We start from the raw sequence: 17628 nt of genomic DNA, 5'->3' as shown, positions 1-17628 counted from the left end.
AGGTGCCGTTTGGCGATAACTTGGTGTGCAGCGCTATTCGTTTTGTTACCTAGTATCAGTTACGCGAAAAATGAAAGTGAGCCTGTTTTGGTGATCAGTAAGTCACAATATGTAGAGCAGTTGCATGGTTTTTGGCTGGGTCAAAACATTGCAAATTGGACGGGGTTAATTACGGAAATGGATAAAGTCGGCACAAAAGAGACCATGCCGTTTTATACTGATGAAGACTGGAAAACCCCTGATCTTAAGGCTATTTGGGGAGAGTACGTGCCTCATAGCAGCGTTATCGACTTCTATATTGAGCCAATAGGTGGCGTTTGGGGGGCAGATGATGACACTGATATTGAGTACATTTACCTGCATTTACTATCGCAGCATAAAACCCCCGTCCTTTCGGCCAAACAAATTCAGCAAGGTTGGCTTACTCATATTTACCCAGAAGATGAAGCACCACTTTTTCGTAAGTTTCCTGACAGTGAAGCTCAAAAGGAAAATTTTTTGTGGGAATCTAATCAACGAGCCCATGAGTTAATGCTCGATGGGGTTTTACCTCCAGCGACTTCAAATCCAAAAAACAATACAAAATCGCAAATGATAGACGCGCAATTAACGACTGAATTTTTTGGCTTGCTAGCGCCTGCCAATCCTAGTATTGCCCTTAAACTTAGTGAATTACCTATTGCGGTTTCGGCGAGCGATGAAGCAGCGGAAATCGCTCGGTTTTATGTAGTGATGCACTCGTTAGCTATCTCTGTAGATAAATCGCTAACCAGAAAAGAACAAACACAACAGCTCGCTTTAAAAGCAAGAAAGTATCTATCAAATGATAAATACCCTGCCAAAATGTTTGATGAAATATGGCGCCATTATCGTCACAACACCGATAAAAACAATTGGGAATCAACAAGAGACTATATTTATCATCGCTATCAGTTGAATAGTCATGATGGTTATCAATATCATGATCCCTTTGAGGCGGGTATAAACTTTGCAGCGAGTTTAGTGAGTTTGTTTTATGGTGAAGGGGACATAAAGCGAACGATTCAAATTGGCACGTTAACAGGCTGGGATTCAGACAATCCAACGGCAACTTGGGGGGGGGCTTTTGGGGTTTTTATATGGTTATCATCATATTATTAAAACCTTTGAGTTAACCAGTGTTTCAGACAACTATTGGATTCATCGAACACGCCGAAATTTTCCTGATCATACGCCAAACCAAGAAGGAGAAGACACTCTCTTAAAAATGGCTGAAAGAATGACTCAAATTACACAGCGTATAATGATTGCTCATAAATTTGGTCGCGTTGATAGCAACAGCGATTTGTGGTTTTTGTTTTTGCAGGAGTGACTTAGGTGACTTCACTCAGTTAAAAGGTTTTTAATGCTATGAATGACTTTTAGTGCATTGTACTTTTAGCCAATCTAATGCCTGGCTTCGGCCATGTAAAAAACCCGAAAACTCTTTCATAATCAATTTGTCTGCTTTTCGAAACTCCATGAATTCTTTGGTTTTATTGCTACTGCGCTTGTTATAGGTAACAACCGCAATGGCACTAATATTTTCGTTAGAGCCCAGCAAAGACTTCGCTGCAAAGGAGATATCGTAATTATTAATTCTGTTGACGAGCAAACCAAAAGTAGCGTTGAACTGCTTATTAAAACATGATTCGAGTTCTTCGAAAGTCTCAATGGTAACCTTAACACCATCATTTACAATTAATTCTGCAATGTCTTCATCAACGATATTGATATTAAAAGAGTCAAATTGAATAAGCATAAAATCACCTACAATCCATATAGAAAAGCCTCGCTAAAATTTAACAGGCTGTTTTCAGCTAACATGCTGATGAGCTGTGTTAATTATAAAGATAGTAGTGAATGTGAATATGTTCGAATAATTCTCTAAATTAATTAGGCGGGAATGACTTTAGGGTGAGGAAATAATCGGCTATAACTCACATTGCTTTACTCTCGTTGATGTGTTTTTTGTTTTGTAACCTAGATGAGTGATGTATTTTTCTTTAAACGTATCAAGTTCGTCAGAGTTCATTAGCATGGTTACTTGTTGCTGTAATTTATTAACTAGCTGTGGCTTTACTTGAAGGTTCAGCGCTAAATAATTGCCGCCAAATATAGGGTCTACTAGCAAATAAATGGGTTCAACATCTTCAATATTTAGATTAAGTTTAGTTAAGTGTTCATTTAAGGTATTTGATGAAGCAAGAAACAAATCAAGCTTATTGGATTTAAATGCTCGCGAGTAAGCATATTTCTCAGAAAAAGTAATATAATTTTTACCTTCCTCATACCCCCATTGAGTAAGTACCTGTTCATAGATATCAGCCCATGGCAAGCCTACGGTATAATTTAATAGATCTTCTTTTGTTTCGACAACGATATCGTCTCGTGAACGTAACTTGTAAAAGCAAGTAGGGCTTGAAACTAGCGGACCAATCCAATGAAATAAATCTTCTCTGCTTGGGATTCTTGCCGTTGATAGCAACCCACCATTAGGTGTGGTTTGCGACATGGTAAACGCCCTTTTCCATGGGTATAACTCAAAAGAACAATCAATTTTGCTTAGGCGGCACGCGGCTTTCACTAAATCAATGTTTAGCCCTTTAATCTCACCGTCTTGATAAAAGTTATATGGTGGGAACTGTTCTGTGTATACGACTATATTTTCATTACTAAATGCTCCACAGGAACTAAAACTGCACAATAAATAATAAAGCCAATACAAATGGCGCATAATGAAAACGATTCTTTTTAAGTATCTTATCAATGAGTATAGATGAGTATTCGTCGCTAGTTAATTAACTCTTTGCTAATAGTTGTTTTAGTAAAGTATTTACAGGTTGATGAGTTAATGGCCTAGAGAAAGGCATTTTCTATAAAATAATGTAGACAAAGCCTATTGCCTATACAGCGCAATGGTTTTTAAGCTTGGCGATTGATATATAAAACTCTAAAACTCTGCGGTAGTTTAATAAAAATTGATCTAATTAGACTTTAGTCTAATAAAGTTGTGTTAAAAAATGGTTATACTTAGATAAGTTATATCATTAAGAGAATGTTATGTTTCAGCCGGAAAAAATCATTATTGCTGATGACCATCCTTTGTTTCGCCATGCACTACTTGAAACCTTAAAACCAAAATTTGCACAAACGCAATGGTTGGAAGCGCAAAATGTTGAAGAGCTGGAGCAACAACTTAAAGCAACCGCTGATGCCGATTTACTCCTGCTAGATTTGCATATACCCGGTGCACATGGTTTTACTAATCTCATTAACATTCGCAGTCACTTTAGCCAAATCCCTGTAGTGATTATTTCAGCTCATGAAGATGATGAAACCATGGCGAAAGCCATTGAATATGGTGCATCTGGCTTTATTCCAAAATCAACACCTGTTGATACCATTTGCCAGGCAATTATGACTGTGCTTGCCGGCGATGTATGGATGCCTGAGCATTTTAAAGCACCAGAAGAAGCAAACACGCAAGATATTGCTCAGCGCATTGCAAGCCTCACTAACCAACAATATAAAATTTTGCTGATGTTTGCGCAGGGCATGTTAAACAAACAAATTGCCTATGATCTTAACGTATCTGAAGCAACAATTAAGGCTCACGCAACGGCAATATTTAAAAAGCTTAATGTAAGAAACCGCACACAGGCGGTCATTGCCATGAATGCGCTTGAACTCGACAACCAATTTGAGCAATCGTAAAAGCATAAAGTTAGTTAGTCGAACTGGTGGCTAATCGCCTAAAATTAAGGCTGTCAGTCACATAGTTGTCATAAATTCACTTTAAAATAACCGTCATAGTTATCTCATATATGGCGTGTTAATGTCATTTTCCCTTAGTCAGAAAATTACTGCTGCTTCCGTTGTCATCGCAATCGTATTGTCACTCATTATTGGTTTGTTTATTAACCATCAAATGACGATTCAACGAAGCATTGACGCTGAAAAAAGCCAAGTAGTTGCCAGACAAATATCTTCTCGTTTAGCTTATTTTGCCCAATCGGGCGAGTTAGCACTTGAAGAAATTGTAAGAAATTGGCCAGAAAATCACCCTAACTTAGAGCAGTGGTTTACCAAACTTAGTTTAAGTATTTTAAGTATATTGCCTGAATTTGAGCGCGTATGGTTTATCAACCATCAGTTTCAACTGCAATGGCATGTACCTGCGATGGCAATGGAATCAATCAATACGATTGATTTAGACATCAGTGAATTATCCTCCGACCAAGTGTCGTTATCCAAGCCATTCTTGTTAACCGATGGCGCGCAAGCTATTGCCATAGTCAAGCCGGTTCTTAAGCAAGACAAAATTTATGGTTGGGTGCTTGGCGTCATTAATATCGAAGCAAGCCTATCAAAACTGGTGAGTGAAAACTTAAGTCACTCTTATGGTTTTACCATGGTTGATGGCGAGAATTCTTTGTATCAGCACGGTACGTTAGAAAACGCTAAGCATATTGTCGCGCACCAGATACAATTTGTTGATCGGAGTTTAAGTATTGAACTTGGGCTTAAATCAACGAGCAAAGTACAAAGCAATTATGTCATTATCGGTATATTTACCGTGTTTTTTCTGATGTTGCTGTGTCGAATGGCTCTGTCAAACTGGTTTAAAGCGCTTTATAGTCATCGACAGTTTAAGGCAGCTTCTGATGCTTCCTTAGACGGGCTATTAATCTTTACCAAAGTAGATGATGAATATCAGCTTAAAGAACTTAATGCGGTAGCTAAAGATATGTTGATGCTTGAACAGTATCCCTGCCATAACTTTAATCAGCTATTAGCTTTACTCGGCGTTATTCATCAAGAACTCGCATCAACTGCGCTAGTGCAGTTAGCTCAAGGGTTATGTTTTGATCGCAGTATAGCCGTTAAAACACATAATCCAGCGCTTACCTATATTAAATTACAGGTGGTTAAAACCCATAATGGCATTGCGGTCACCGTGCGTGACATTTCGTTAAGAAAGCAAGCTGAATATGATTTAAAAGATCGTGAAGCTAAATATCGCAGATTGGTTGAAGGTCTACACGGTTACTTCCTTTACAGTACTAATGCGAAAGGAGAACCTGATTTTGTCAGTGCCGCAATAACCGCAATTTTGGGATACCAAGCTTCTGAATTTATTGAGCAGTATCGACAAATATTTCCGCCTACGATACTTAATAGTCAACGCAACGAAGTGCTAAAAGAGTTACAAAAAGGGCTCATTCCAGAGCCTTATTTGCTCGAATGTAAAAATGTCGATGGTGATATTAGATTACTTGAGTTCACTGAGTCACCGGTGATGATTGATAATAAGCTAACAAAAATTGAAGGCATTGCTAAAGACGTAACCGAAGATAAAGCATTAGTTGATAAAGTAACGTTTCAAGCTGAGCACGACTTTCTGACTGGCCTTTATAATCGGTACGCGTTCGATGACTTGCTAAAAGATGCAGTAAACCAGATAGAACGACATCAAACAGATGTGACATTAAGCTATATCGATCTAGACCAGTTTAAGGTGGTTAATGATACCTGTGGGCATATTGCTGGCGATGAGTTGCTAAAACAGCTTGGCCAGTTGATCACAGACAATATTGATGAGCAGCATCTTGTTGCTCGGTTAGGTGGTGATGAATTTGGCATTATTTTCATTGACTGCAACATAGAACAAACTCAGCAGGCGTTAAAACTGCTACTCAAAAAAATGAATGATTTTCGTTTTGTCTGGCAAGATCAAGTTTTTCAAATATCAGCCAGTGTCGGTGTCACAGTAGTTAACGCCTCAACCAGTGCGCAAGAGTTAATGAAACAAGCTGATGTAGCTTGCTACGCTGCCAAAGATGCGGGTAGAAACCGTATTAACTTATATAGCGTTCAAGACGCTGAATTAAATCACCTTGAAGCAGGCATTGGCTGGGTCTCTCGAATTCAGCAGGCGTTAGACGAGAATCGCTTTGCACTTTACGTGCAGAAAATCGAGGCGATAGGTCAACATGCTCGTGAAGGATTGCACTACGAGGTGCTATTGCGAATGCTTGATCATGATGGTGAATTAGTCAGTCCCGCACAATTTATTCCTGCGGCAGAGCGATTCAGCTTGATGACGGCAATCGACAAATGGGTTGTTAAGCATGTGTTGTGGCAATTAAAGCACTCTCCTGAACTGTTAGAGACAACAAACAAATGTGCAATAAACCTATCAGGTACGTCAATTATCGATGAAGGCTTTGCCGAAGAAATTATTGAACAACTAACATTCTTGAACATTCCTGCTGATAAAATTTGTTTCGAATTAACAGAAACTGCCGTCATCACAAAGCTTAGTCATGCCAATGTCTTTATTGAAAAGCTGCGAAACTTTGGCTGTAATTTCGCGTTAGATGACTTTGGTGTGGGGATGTGTTCATTTGCCTACCTGAAAAACCTGCCAGTAGACATTATTAAGATTGATGGTAGTTTTGTTAAAAACATCTGTCACGACAGTGAAAATAAAGCGATTGTCAGGGCGATTAATGACATTGCAAAAGCGCTAGGTAAGAAAACCGTCGCCGAGTTTGTTGGTGATCAAGCCACGAAAACGCTACTGGCGGATATTGGTATTAACTATGCGCAAGGGTATGCCATTGCTAAACCGGTCCCCCTGATAGACATTAAAGACGACTTGACTGAACACCTAAACCAAGATATCAATGTTGCCTAATGTTAATTACCATAATTTGAAGAAAGCTTTTTCGCTAGCATTGCACTCATCATTGCGCGCAGTGACGCAGGTTTAACCACTTTTCGTAAAAAACCGACATCGACTTCATCAGCTTTATCTTCAATACCATCTTCAGTGGCAGCCGTTAATAAGATAGCGGGCAGGTAATGTTGATAGTTTTCTCTTAACTGAGCAATAACCGCAAGACCATTATCTGTAGGGGATAGTTGATAGTCAGCTAACACAATGTCGATTCTGTCTTTATCTTTATCAAACGCGGCAAGTGCTTGCTCTTTCGTATTACACGCAATAACAGTGCATTGCCATGCCGTTAATAATTCAACCATACCACTTAAAACGGCGTGGTCATCATCAACGCAAAGTACCGTAACGCCGTTAAAGTTATTTTGTTTTGGTAATAATGGCTTCGCCGCTACTTGAATTCTTGGTGTCGCTCGTTCAACCAATATTGAAAAATTTGAACCTTTTCCTTCAATAGATTGCAAGGCAATAGGTGCCTTGATAATTTCACCAATACCTTGGGTAATGTTTAACCCTAAACCAAGGCCTTTAGCCGATTCTCCTTGGGTATCATGGAGTTGGGTAAACTGCTCAAATACTTGCTCTTGTTGGGGTTTTGCAATACCCGGACCATTATCGATAACATGAATTGAGATATGTTGGCCTTGGCGCTTGGTGCCAAGTAATACCCGACCAGGGCTGGCATAACGTAGTGCATTACCTAAGAGGTTTTGTACCATTCTGCGCAATAAGAATTTATCACTATATACCCAGAGTTTAGTGGTTTGGATATCAATGGCGACATAATGTTGTTGTGCCAACATCGAAAACTCTTTTTGAAGTTCATCGAACAGTTCACTTAAGGCAAATGCTTGAAAATTCGGTTTGATGTTGCCACTTTCAATACGTGCTATTTCAGCCAAATCAGAGATTAAGTCGCTTGCTGTGCGCAACGATGCATCAATATTTTTTACCTGCCTGTATTGGGCCGCCGTTAAATTATTTTGATGGGCAAGCGCTTCGGTAAATAATCGCGCAGCTTCTAATGGTTGCATTAGGTCGTGGCTACAGGCCTTTAAATATAGACTTTTCTTTTGGTGGGCTTGTTCAGCTTTTTCACGGGCTAGTGCCAATTCATCATTGGTTTGGGCAAGTTTAACGGTGCGCTCAGTGACCAATACTTCCAAATCAGTATTAGCATCTTTTAATACGCGCTCTGCTTGACGGTAAGCGGTAATGTCAGAAAACATCATAACAAAGCCGCCATTTGGTAAAGGGTTACCTTCTATACGAATTACTTGGCCGTCAGCGTAGGTGCGCTCAGAGCTGTGTTGTGTACCTTGTTTTAAGTGATGAATACGTTTTCTCACGTGCTCTTCTACTTCACCAGGACCACAAAGGCCACGCTTAACGTTGTGTCTTATCAGCTCGGCAATATCGCAGCCAATATAAACGAGTTCAGCAGGGTAATTAAACAAGGTTAAATACTTTTTATTCCAGGCAACGAGTTTAAGCTCGTTATCGATAATCGAAATACCTTCACTTGCATGCTCAATCGCGCTTTGTAGCAAGTTTTGACTAAATTTAAGGCGCTGACTAGAGGCATCTTCAACAAGTTGAGCAAGCTCATCTAAAGCGATATCTCTGCCTTCAATGGCAGAAGCAAGCACAAGTTGGGCTGACGCTGTACCCATAACACTGGCTAAGGTTTGCTCTGTGTGCTGTAACAAGCGTTGTTGATATTGTGCAGACTTAGGAGAACGCTCGCTATGTTGTTCAATAAACTGAGCAAAGGATGCTTTTGCTTTGTTTTCACCAACAAAACGTGAAACAAGAACCTCTAACTCTTTAATATTAATTGACTTATTTTGGTAGTCTTCGTATTCGGTTTGGTCATGCCATTTAATAAACAAAGATGCCTGAACCCGCTCTTGTACACTTTGTCGGCTAATTTGTGAAACTAGCCACATCAATAGTACGTTGGCACCTAAGCTGATCAGCGTTGCGTCGGTTGTTGCAGGTAAAAATGATTCGCTAAACGGCTGAGGGTAGAAGCCCATTTGCGGCAAGAAATTGAGAATAAGCCACAGCATAAAACCAACGATAATACCGGCATAAACGCCAATTAAGTTGGCACTACGCCAATAAAAGGCAGCTAGCAATGCCGGCGTGATTTGCGCAAAGGCACCAAAGGCAATTTCACCAAGCGAAGACAGGGTTTCAGGCGTTGTTAATAAAAACACACTGTAACCAAGCATAATAATGATCAGCACAATAGTTTTTCTGATGTTCAGGAGTTTTTGCTGAAAACTCTCAAATTCATGTTCGTGACTTGTTTGATTCTTAAATAGCCTTGGAAACACGATTTCATTACTGATCATGGTTGATAACGCGATAGTTGAGATAATCACCATCGAGCTTGCCGCTGAAATAGCGCCTAAAAAGGCAAGTAAGGTTAACCAATATTGATCGCTAACACCGGGTAGGAATAACACATAAGCATCACTGGGTATGCTGCTGCCTAATAAGTGATTACCAGCTAAGCCAAGTGGTATCGCGAATAAGGCAAAAATAGCTAAATAAAGCGGGAAAACCTTGCGGCTAAGCTGAGTATGCTGTTTATCTTTCAACTCAACAACCATGACTTGGAATTGTCTTGGCAGGGATAAAAATGCCGCGCTAACGATAACTAGCATGGCAACGAGGCTCGTTAAATTTGGAAAGTTAAGCTGTCTATCTAACTGTTCATTCGCTTTTGTCTGCAGCCACAAATCCATTGGTGAGTCGAATAAAAAGAACAGTGCAAAAATACCTAAAATAGCAAAAGCGGCAACTTTAACTAATGATTCAAATGCAATAGCAAGCATTGCGCCGGGATGTCGTTCAGTAACATCAATTTGCCTAATACCAAACACCATAGTAAACGCTGCTAACACTAACGCGACAATTAAGCCAAACCAGCCGTTACTTGAGTAGGGCTGTATTTGAAGTTGTTGGAATGAGTGAATAATGGCTTTGAGTTGCAGCGCTAAGTAGGGCAATGTGCCAATGAGAGCAACTAAGGTAACAACAATCGCTAGTCGATGTGATTTACCAAACCGCGCTGCAAGTAAATCAGCAATAGAGGTTAAATTTAGCTTTATGCTGACATCGATAATACGTTGCAGCAGTGACCACGCAAAAACAAAAAGCAGAATTGGGCCAAGATAAATGGGGATATGAGAGAGAAAATTTGTAGACGCTTGACCCGTCGTTCCTAAAAAGCTCCATGAGGTACAGTAAACGCCAAGGGTTAAAGCATAAATAACAGGTTGGAACTTATCAGAAATTAAATGTCGGTTTTTATCACCCCAATGAGCAATAAAAAATAAAATGCCGATATAGAAAAAGCACAGTGATACAAGCTGCCAATTTGCGAACATAATTAAGTCATCCGATAAACGCCTTTAAATACTTTACGTGTTAGCGAATAGTTTGGCTATAAAATTGCGCAATATATTGATCACCTTGGTATTTAACAATAATTCGTAGTTTCACATTGTCGCTTTTGTTAGCGAGTTTTTCAGCAAGTTGAGTTTCAGATTGCCAGTAATAGGGTGTTTGTTTCATGGTCATTGGATAAGGCGTCACGTCTTGTTCTGAGTTTACGACAAATAGAATCGCCTCATCAATTGGGTAGGTTGTATTGATGACGGTATTTTGTTGGTTCTGTTCAATGCTTACCTTCATCTCGCCTGTTGTTAAAACACATTTTTTATTAAAAACATCACAATGGCCTTCAGGCTCAAGTTTAAATACTTTGTCTGTTTTTGCTAGAGATTCTAGGTAATAGTCGCTTGCGATATAACCGCCAAGCAAAAGAAAAGGGGCTACAAAAATAGCGATTTTAGTATGTTTGTTCATTTATTATCCCTTTAAATAAGAAAACCTAAAGGCTTAACGCCTTTAGGTTTTTATATCACAATGCTCGTTTAGTGATCATGTGCTGCGGCAATTTTACCGTGCGGAGAACGGAAGTTGTCCACCATGTTTTGAATGTTCACAGGTGCTGGACCTGTCGCTTTTAATACCAAGAATGCTACAGCGAAGTTTATCACAGCGCCTACAGAGCCAAAGGCGTTAGGAGAAATACCCAAGAACCAGTTTGGCTCCATACCGCCTAGGAACGATGTACCAGGAATGAACATAATACCTTTATGTTGGAATACATAAAGCATTGTACAACCTAAACCTGCACACATACCTGCAATAGCTGCTTTACTGCTCATCTTCTTAGAGAAGATACCCATCATTAATGCTGGGAAGATACTCGATGCAGCTAAACCAAAGGCTAGGGCAACAGTACCGGCGGCAAATCCAGGTGGATTGAGACCGAGGTAACCGGCAAACAAAATGGATATGGTCATGACAATTCGGCTCGCCGCTAGCTCATTTTTCTCACTCATGTCAGGCATTAAGACACCTTTCATCAAGTCATGGGATATGGCGGAGGATATGGCAAGCAATAGACCTGCAGCGGTTGACAGCGCAGCGGCTAATCCACCTGCGGCTACTAACGCAATTACCCAGTTTGGTAAGTTCGCAATTGATGGGTTAGCAAGTACCATGATGTCACGGTCAACTTTAACCATTTCATTGGTTTCATTGTCTGCCGTGTATTGGATTTTGCCGTCGCCATTTTTGTCTTCAAAGGCTAATAAACCTGTACGTTCCCAATCTTTAAACCATTGCGGACGTTCAGCATAATCAAGGTTTTGACCTGCTGCGGGTTCAATCGTATTCATTAAGTTAAAGCGAGCCATTGCACCAACTGCCGGCGCTACTGTGTATAGCAATGCGATAAATACTAAAGCATAACCTGCAGATTGACGTGCTGCCTTAACTGAAGGAACAGTGAAGAAGCGCATAATTACGTGTGGTAAACCTGCCGTACCAATCATTAATGACATGGTATAGGCGAACATTTCAACGGAACCAAGCGAGGAGGTCGTGTACTCTTTAAAACCGAGATCGGAGACAACCATATCAAGTTTATCAAGTAGATAAACGCCACTACCATCGGCGAGCGTAGAGCCTAAACCAAGTTGTGGAATTGGGTTACCCGTTAACTGAAGTGAAATGAAAATTGCAGGAATGGTATATGCTGTAATTAACACAACATATTGTGCGATTTGCGTGTAAGTAATACCTTTCATGCCACCTAAAGTAGCGTAAACAAATACAACCGCCATACCAATGTATAGGCCAGTATCATAAGGTACTTCTAGGAAACGAGAGAATGCTACACCAACACCTTTCATTTGACCGATGATGTAAGTGATAGAAGCAATAATCAAACAAACAACCGCAACAATACGGGCTGTTTTAGAATAGAAGCGGTCGCCGATAAATTCAGGCACGGTAAACTTACCATGTTTTCTCATGTAAGGTGCTAAACATAAGGCAAGCAATACATAGCCACCTGTCCAACCCATTAAGAAAACTGAACCACCATAACCTAAGAAAGCAATTAAACCTGCCATTGAGATAAATGATGCGGCACTCATCCAGTCAGCGCCAATTGCCATACCGTTTTGAAGCGGTGTAATACCGCCACCAGCAGCATAGAATTCACTCGTTGAACCCGCACGAGCCCACCAAGCAATAAAGAAATATAATCCGAAGGTACCGCCTACGGCGATCCATGTATAGAGTCTTAACTCATCCATTACGACTCCTCCACATTATGTTTTTTGTCTAGCTCATTCATTTTTTTTGTATACCAAAAAATTAAGCCGACAAAGGTATAAATTGAACCTTGCTGAGCGAACCAAAAGCCTAACTTATATCCACCTAATCTGAACTCATTTAACGGCTCAACCAGTAATAAGCCAAAACCAAATGAGACGACAAACCATATGATGAGGCAGATAAAGATCAAGCGCAGGTTTTCCTGCCAATAGCTTTTTGTATTTTCCACAACTTATCTCCTGACTGTTTTTATCGTTATATGTGATGACGTTATGAAATTGAATTCACACCTGTTGTTTTGTTATGTAGTTAATCAATCACATAGCTTATGTTTGCTTTATAGTTACGCTTATTTTTAGCGCTTGATAAAACATCACAGTATCTAAATTAGCAAGATAACTTCTGGGTAGGTATTAAACTTTAGTCTAGGTTTTGAGTGAAACACTTGCGCCATGGTGTTTGGCGCAGTATTACTAGTATTAACTGATATTTAAAACAGCTATGCAGAGATAATCATGACAAGTGGGTTAACGGAAATAGAGTCTTTTATTGCAAAGATACCTCCCTTTGATTTATTGCCAGAACATGCCATTGAACTATTGGTAAAGCATATTGAGATTTTGTATTTACGCTCGGGTGAGCCATTGCCTCCTGATACGATAACAAAGCCTAGTCTGTTTATAATTCGTAAAGGTTTACTGGCTTATTTTGAACAAGACAGTACGTTAATTGATAAATATGGCGAACAAGATTTATGTACTATTTTTGCATTTGCCAATGACGAGTTAGCGATTAACGTTAAAGCAGAAGAAGATTGCATTTTATATAGCTTAGGTGTCGCGGACATTTTACCTGTCATTGAGAAAAATCAGCAGGTAATTGATTTTTTACAGCATTCAGCAGCCCAACGCTTGCAGGTTAAAGTTCATCAATTAGCCCAAGACGATGTCATTAACGCTTCACTTGGCAATGCTCGCCTAGAGCAGTTTTATCACAGCGGTGTTGAAACGATTGACGCCCAACAATCAATTCAACAAGCAGCCATTAAAATGACAGAAAAACGTTATTCCTGCTTAGTGGTGGAAGATGATAAAAAAGCGGTTGGTATTATTACCGATAAAGATTTACGGTCTCGGTGTATAGCAAAAGGGGTTGATATCACATCACCAATCGCTGACATCATGACCAAGTCACTAAAAACCATTGATGCTACGTCAAATGCTTATGACGCACTGTTACTGATGAACTCATCGAAAATTCATCATTTCCCCGTCACTAAAAATGGCGAACTTGATGGCATGGTAACTATTACTGATTTAATGCATTTTGAAGGGCAAAACGCCGTTAATATTACCCATATGATTCGCAAGGCAAAATCGGTTGCAGCGTTAGAAGAAATTGCTTTGTTGATTCCGAAATTACAAATGCGAATGACAAAAATAGGCACTACTGCATTAAATGTTAGTAAAAGCATTAGCGCGATTTGTCAGTCATTAACCCAACGTATGATTGAACTTGCTATTGAAAGGTTAGGGCAGCCACCTGTTAAATTTGCATGGCTTGCCGCGGGCTCTCAAGCTAGAAAAGAGCAGTATGCTTGTTCAGACCAAGACAATGCGCTTATTATTTGCGACACGGCAACAGAGCATGATATGCAGTGGTTTAGTGACTTAGCTGATTTCGTATGTCATGGTTTGGCGCAATGTGGTTTTATTTATTGTCCGGGTGATGTCATGGCGATGAACGCTAAGTGGCGGCAAAAACAATCTGCTTGGCATCAATACTTTTCTCAATGGGTTGAAACACCAGAGCCACAAGCATTAATGCATTGCAGTATATTTTTCGATTTAACGACAGTTTATGGCGATGAAAGCCTACTTGGTGAAGTCAGACAAAGAATGCTTGAGCGTACAAAAACTAATACCTTGTTTATCGCTCACTTAACAAAAAATGCGCTGCAACTTAAGCCACCTCTTGGCATGTTTAGAGATTTCGTTTTAAAACAAAACGGCAAAAACAAAAAAACCTTCGATATTAAACATAACGGTATTGCACCTATCGTCGATCTTGCGCGAATTTATGCGCTGTCATTAGGTATCACCGCTGTATCAACCATTGAACGACTAGAGCAATGCGCTGGTACAAAGGTATTAACACAGGCTTCTGCGGCTAACTTAATTGATGCATTTCAGCTACTCCATCAATTAAAGCTTAAGCATCAAGTGATGCAACAAAAACAAGGCGAAAGTCCAGACAATGATATTTCCCCAAAAGAAATTTCACGCCTGGAACGTGCACACTTAAAAGACGCTTTTAAAGTGATAAAAACACTACAAGACAGTCGTCAAACGGTTTATTAAGATGATTTATCGACAACTCTTTGGTTTTCAAGCATTACGCTGCAGGCAGCTCAAGCAAGCTACTCACGAAGCCGTTAAACATTATTTGTCTTTACCTTTACCTGATAAAAATACGCCTATTAAAGATGTGCCTCTAATCACACTAGATTTTGAAACAACAGGCCTCGACGCTAAGCAAGATAAACTGCTTAGCGTCGGCTATAGCCAGGTAAATCAGTTGAAAATTTGCTTGTCGACGGCCCATCATCAAATTATCAACTGTCAGCAGTTGTTAACGGCCGACAATGTTGGTATTCACCATATTACTGATCAAGAAAAATCTCGGGGCGAACAACTTGCCGATGAAATAGCGTTATTACTTGAGGCTATTGCCGGTAAAGTGATCTTAGTGCATTACGCTAAAATTGAACGTACCTTTCTGCAACAGGCCTGTCTCGAACTTTATGGCATATCGCCTATCTTTTTGTTTATTGATACGCTGGCATTACATAAACAGCGCTTTGATCAACAGACCATTCCCTATGATCCCTCTGAGCTTCGGTTAAGTGAGTTGCGAGCACGTTATGAACTGCCAGATTACTATGCTCACAATGCCTTAAGTGATGCCATTGCCACAGCCGAGCTATTACAATCCTACCTTTACCAAAATAACTTGGAAAACAAACCTTTAAAAAATTTCTTAAGCTGGTAATTGCCATAAAATTAATCAGCATCTACGACTAAAGTCTAAGGCCAAAAACTACCGTTTTAGACTTAGGTCTAATACCCAAGCAGCAAGTGAACCTCTACCTTAAGTTACATCAAAATAATTAATTATTAGGTTACCGAGGTTATCCATGACTGCTGTCAATCAACAAGATATTTTTTATCCAAGTAATGACGTTCTTGAGCAAGCAAACGTTGCAGAGTATCAAAAATTATATGATTACTCAGTTGAGAACAGAGAAGCGTTTTGGGCTGAGCAAGCTGAAACGTTAGGTTGGTATAAAAAATGGGATAAGGTTTTAGACGAGTCTAATGCGCCGTTTTATCAATGGTTCAAAGGCGGCTCTACCAATATCGTTCACAATGCTATTGATCGTCATGTTCAAAGTGCAAATCGCAACAAAATGGCGATTATTTGGGAAGGTGAGAATGGTCAGGTTCGTAACTTTTCATATAACGGGTTAAACCGCGAAGTTTGTCAGTTTGCTAACGTCTTAAAAAGCATGGGTGTTGAAAAAGGTGACATCGTTACTATTTACATGCCTCAAATCCCAGAACTCGTATTTGCAATGCTCGCATGCGCCAAAATTGGCGCAATCCACTCTGTGGTCTACGGTGGCTTTAGCACGGACGCTTTAGCTTCTCGTATTGATGATGCGCATTCGCGTGTATTGATTACAGCGGATGGTGGCTGGCGTCGTGGTAAGCAAGTTGACTTGAAATCAATCGCTAACGAAGCAATGGAACGATCGCCGTCTATCGAAGTTTGTATTTGTGTTAAGAACAATGAACTTGACGTAGAAATGGAGCCTTCACGTGATTTTTGGTTACACGACTTAACTGCTTTACCAATTGCTAGCCCGAAATGTGAAACGGAAGAGCTTGATGCGGAAGATCCGCTATTCATACTTTATACGTCAGGTACAACCGGTAAACCCAAAGGCATGGTACATACCCATGGTGGTTATTCGGTATATACCTCAACAACGCACCGTATGGCGTTTGACATTAAACCAGAAGATCGCTGGTGGTGTGCAGCCGATCCAGGTTGGATTACCGGTCATAGTTATATTGTTTATGGTCCATTAATTAATGGCGCAACCATTATGTTATATGAAGGTGCTCCAAATTATCCATACCCGAACCGTTGGTGGCAAATTGTTGAAAAATACGGCATCAACATTCTTTATACATCACCAACGGCTATTCGCGGCTTGATGAGATTTGGTGAGCGTTGGCCGAAAAAACATGACCTGTCTAGCTTACGTTTACTCGGCAGTGTGGGTGAACCAATTAACCCAGAAGCATGGCGTTGGTACCACAGTGTTATTGGTAATGGTAAATGTCCAATTATTGATACGTGGTGGCAAACAGAAACAGGTGGCTTCATGGTGTGTCCATTACCTGTGACACCATTAAAACCAGGTTCTGCAACCAAGCCATTCTTCGGTAATGAAATTTCAATCGTTAATGACGAAGGCGCTGAAGTACCAGCAAACGAAGAAGGTAAGTTAATCATCAAAAACCCTTGGCCAGGTATGGCACGAACAGTATTTAAAGATCCTGAGCGTTATAAGGATTTGTACTGGAGCCAAGATGAGCAGGGTAAGTGGATTTACTTAGCAGGCGATAGTGCGAAGAAAGACGATGATGGTTACATCTGGGTCATTGGGCGTATGGATGAAGTATTAAAAGTATCAGGTTATCGCTTAGGTACGTCTGAAGTTGAAAGCGCCTTGGTGAGTCACCCTAAAGTGACGGAAGCAGCCGCTATCGGCTTACCTCATGAATTAAAAGGTAATGCGATTCACACCTACGTGATTCTTAATGCCGGTGTAGAGCCTACTAAAGAATTGATGTTTGAGCTTAAAAACCATGTAGGTAATGAAATGGGCAAAATTGCGACGCCAGAAAGTGTTGAGTTTGTTGACTCATTACCAAAAACTCGTTCGGGCAAAATCATGCGCCGTGTTTTAAAAGCACAAGCGCTTGGCCAAGATGTGGGTGATTTAAGCACATTAGAAGAATAACGATAAAGGCGCGCTAGCGCCTTATTTTTAAAAATATAAAAACAAAAACAAGACAACAAAT

At 40.1% G+C, this 17628-nt stretch carries 13 protein-coding genes; 7 read left to right on the top strand and 6 right to left on the bottom strand.

Annotated elements, in window-relative coordinates; translation table 11 throughout:
• The first annotated feature begins 9 nt into the window (after positions 1-9).
• Positions 10-1140 carry an ADP-ribosylglycohydrolase family protein gene (locus tag QQK02_RS09390; protein WP_284207744.1) on the top strand — a complete coding sequence of 377 codons (1131 nt, stop codon included), beginning with the start codon at positions 10-12 and terminating at the stop codon, positions 1138-1140.
• The gene (locus QQK02_RS09385) at positions 1106-1351 is read left to right on the top strand and encodes a hypothetical protein (protein ID WP_284207743.1); all 246 of its coding nucleotides are present in this window, start codon (positions 1106-1108) and stop codon (positions 1349-1351) included. The genes QQK02_RS09390 and QQK02_RS09385 overlap by 35 nt, the downstream gene beginning before the upstream one ends.
• 36 nt (positions 1352-1387) lie before the next feature.
• Here the strand turns inward: QQK02_RS09385 and QQK02_RS09380 are convergent, their stop codons facing one another.
• Entirely contained in the window at positions 1388-1780 is a 393-nt protein-coding gene (locus QQK02_RS09380; protein WP_284207742.1) for a hypothetical protein, read from the bottom strand.
• A 171-nt stretch (positions 1781-1951) separates the two neighbouring features.
• Positions 1952-2755: a substrate-binding periplasmic protein gene (locus QQK02_RS09375; protein WP_284207741.1), complete on the bottom strand. Its 804-nt coding sequence runs from the start codon at positions 2753-2755 to the stop codon at positions 1952-1954.
• A gap of 326 nt (positions 2756-3081) precedes the next feature.
• Here QQK02_RS09375 and QQK02_RS09370 point away from each other — a divergent pair, with 326 nt between their 5' ends.
• Both QQK02_RS09370 and QQK02_RS09365 read left to right on the top strand, forming a co-directional pair.
• Positions 3082-3735, top strand: a complete 654-nt coding sequence (locus QQK02_RS09370; protein WP_284207740.1) for a response regulator — start codon at positions 3082-3084, stop codon at positions 3733-3735.
• Positions 3736-3856: 121 nt separating this feature from the next.
• Positions 3857-6721 (top strand): putative bifunctional diguanylate cyclase/phosphodiesterase, encoded by a 2865-nt coding sequence (locus QQK02_RS09365; RefSeq protein WP_284207739.1) that lies wholly within the window; start codon positions 3857-3859, stop codon positions 6719-6721.
• 2 nt (positions 6722-6723) lie between these two features.
• Here the strand turns inward: QQK02_RS09365 and QQK02_RS09360 are convergent, their stop codons facing one another.
• From QQK02_RS09360 to QQK02_RS09345, 4 genes are all read right to left on the bottom strand, one after another.
• Complete coding sequence (locus tag QQK02_RS09360) at positions 6724-10164, bottom strand: hybrid sensor histidine kinase/response regulator (protein ID WP_284207738.1); 3441 nt, start codon at positions 10162-10164, stop codon at positions 6724-6726.
• A 40-nt stretch (positions 10165-10204) separates the two neighbouring features.
• Complete coding sequence (locus QQK02_RS09355; protein ID WP_284207737.1) at positions 10205-10645, bottom strand: hypothetical protein; 441 nt, start codon at positions 10643-10645, stop codon at positions 10205-10207.
• A 68-nt stretch (positions 10646-10713) separates the two neighbouring features.
• The gene (locus tag QQK02_RS09350; protein ID WP_284207736.1) at positions 10714-12450 is read right to left on the bottom strand and encodes a sodium:solute symporter family protein; all 1737 of its coding nucleotides are present in this window, start codon (positions 12448-12450) and stop codon (positions 10714-10716) included.
• Positions 12450-12701 carry a DUF4212 domain-containing protein gene (locus QQK02_RS09345; protein ID WP_284207735.1) on the bottom strand — a complete coding sequence of 84 codons (252 nt, stop codon included), beginning with the start codon at positions 12699-12701 and terminating at the stop codon, positions 12450-12452. Before QQK02_RS09345 ends, QQK02_RS09350 begins: the two co-directional genes overlap by 1 nt.
• A gap of 286 nt (positions 12702-12987) precedes the next feature.
• Here QQK02_RS09345 and QQK02_RS09340 point away from each other — a divergent pair, with 286 nt between their 5' ends.
• The 3 genes from QQK02_RS09340 to acs all read left to right on the top strand — a co-directional run bounded on the left by QQK02_RS09340 (position 12988) and on the right by acs (position 17567).
• Positions 12988-14832 (top strand): putative nucleotidyltransferase substrate binding domain-containing protein, encoded by a 1845-nt coding sequence (locus QQK02_RS09340; protein WP_284207734.1) that lies wholly within the window; start codon positions 12988-12990, stop codon positions 14830-14832.
• 1 nt (position 14833) lies between these two features.
• Positions 14834-15523: an exonuclease domain-containing protein gene (locus tag QQK02_RS09335; protein WP_284207733.1), complete on the top strand. Its 690-nt coding sequence runs from the start codon at positions 14834-14836 to the stop codon at positions 15521-15523.
• Between the two features lie 145 nt (positions 15524-15668).
• A complete protein-coding gene (gene acs / locus QQK02_RS09330; RefSeq protein ID WP_284207732.1) occupies positions 15669-17567 on the top strand; it encodes an acetate--CoA ligase in 1899 nt (632 codons plus the stop codon).
• Positions 17568-17628 lie beyond the last annotated feature (61 nt).

The organism is Thalassotalea eurytherma, assembly GCF_030161415.1.
In the GTDB taxonomy this organism is placed as follows: domain Bacteria; phylum Pseudomonadota; class Gammaproteobacteria; order Enterobacterales; family Alteromonadaceae; genus Thalassotalea_G; species Thalassotalea_G eurytherma.
This window is presented reverse-complemented; position numbering and strand designations above follow the sequence as displayed.

Coding starts and splice junctions, on each gene's coding strand:
- QQK02_RS09350 (WP_284207736.1), bottom strand. CDS start 12,450: ATGGATGAGTTAAGACTCTATACATGGATCGCCGTAGGCGGTACCTTC.
- QQK02_RS09335 (WP_284207733.1), top strand. CDS start 14,834: ATGATTTATCGACAACTCTTTGGTTTTCAAGCATTACGCTGCAGGCAG.
- QQK02_RS09375 (WP_284207741.1), bottom strand. CDS start 2,755: ATGCGCCATTTGTATTGGCTTTATTATTTATTGTGCAGTTTTAGTTCC.
- QQK02_RS09380 (WP_284207742.1), bottom strand. CDS start 1,780: ATGCTTATTCAATTTGACTCTTTTAATATCAATATCGTTGATGAAGAC.
- QQK02_RS09355 (WP_284207737.1), bottom strand. CDS start 10,645: ATGAACAAACATACTAAAATCGCTATTTTTGTAGCCCCTTTTCTTTTG.
- QQK02_RS09340 (WP_284207734.1), top strand. CDS start 12,988: ATGACAAGTGGGTTAACGGAAATAGAGTCTTTTATTGCAAAGATACCT.
- acs (WP_284207732.1), top strand. CDS start 15,669: ATGACTGCTGTCAATCAACAAGATATTTTTTATCCAAGTAATGACGTT.
- QQK02_RS09370 (WP_284207740.1), top strand. CDS start 3,082: ATGTTTCAGCCGGAAAAAATCATTATTGCTGATGACCATCCTTTGTTT.
- QQK02_RS09365 (WP_284207739.1), top strand. CDS start 3,857: ATGTCATTTTCCCTTAGTCAGAAAATTACTGCTGCTTCCGTTGTCATC.
- QQK02_RS09360 (WP_284207738.1), bottom strand. CDS start 10,164: ATGTTCGCAAATTGGCAGCTTGTATCACTGTGCTTTTTCTATATCGGC.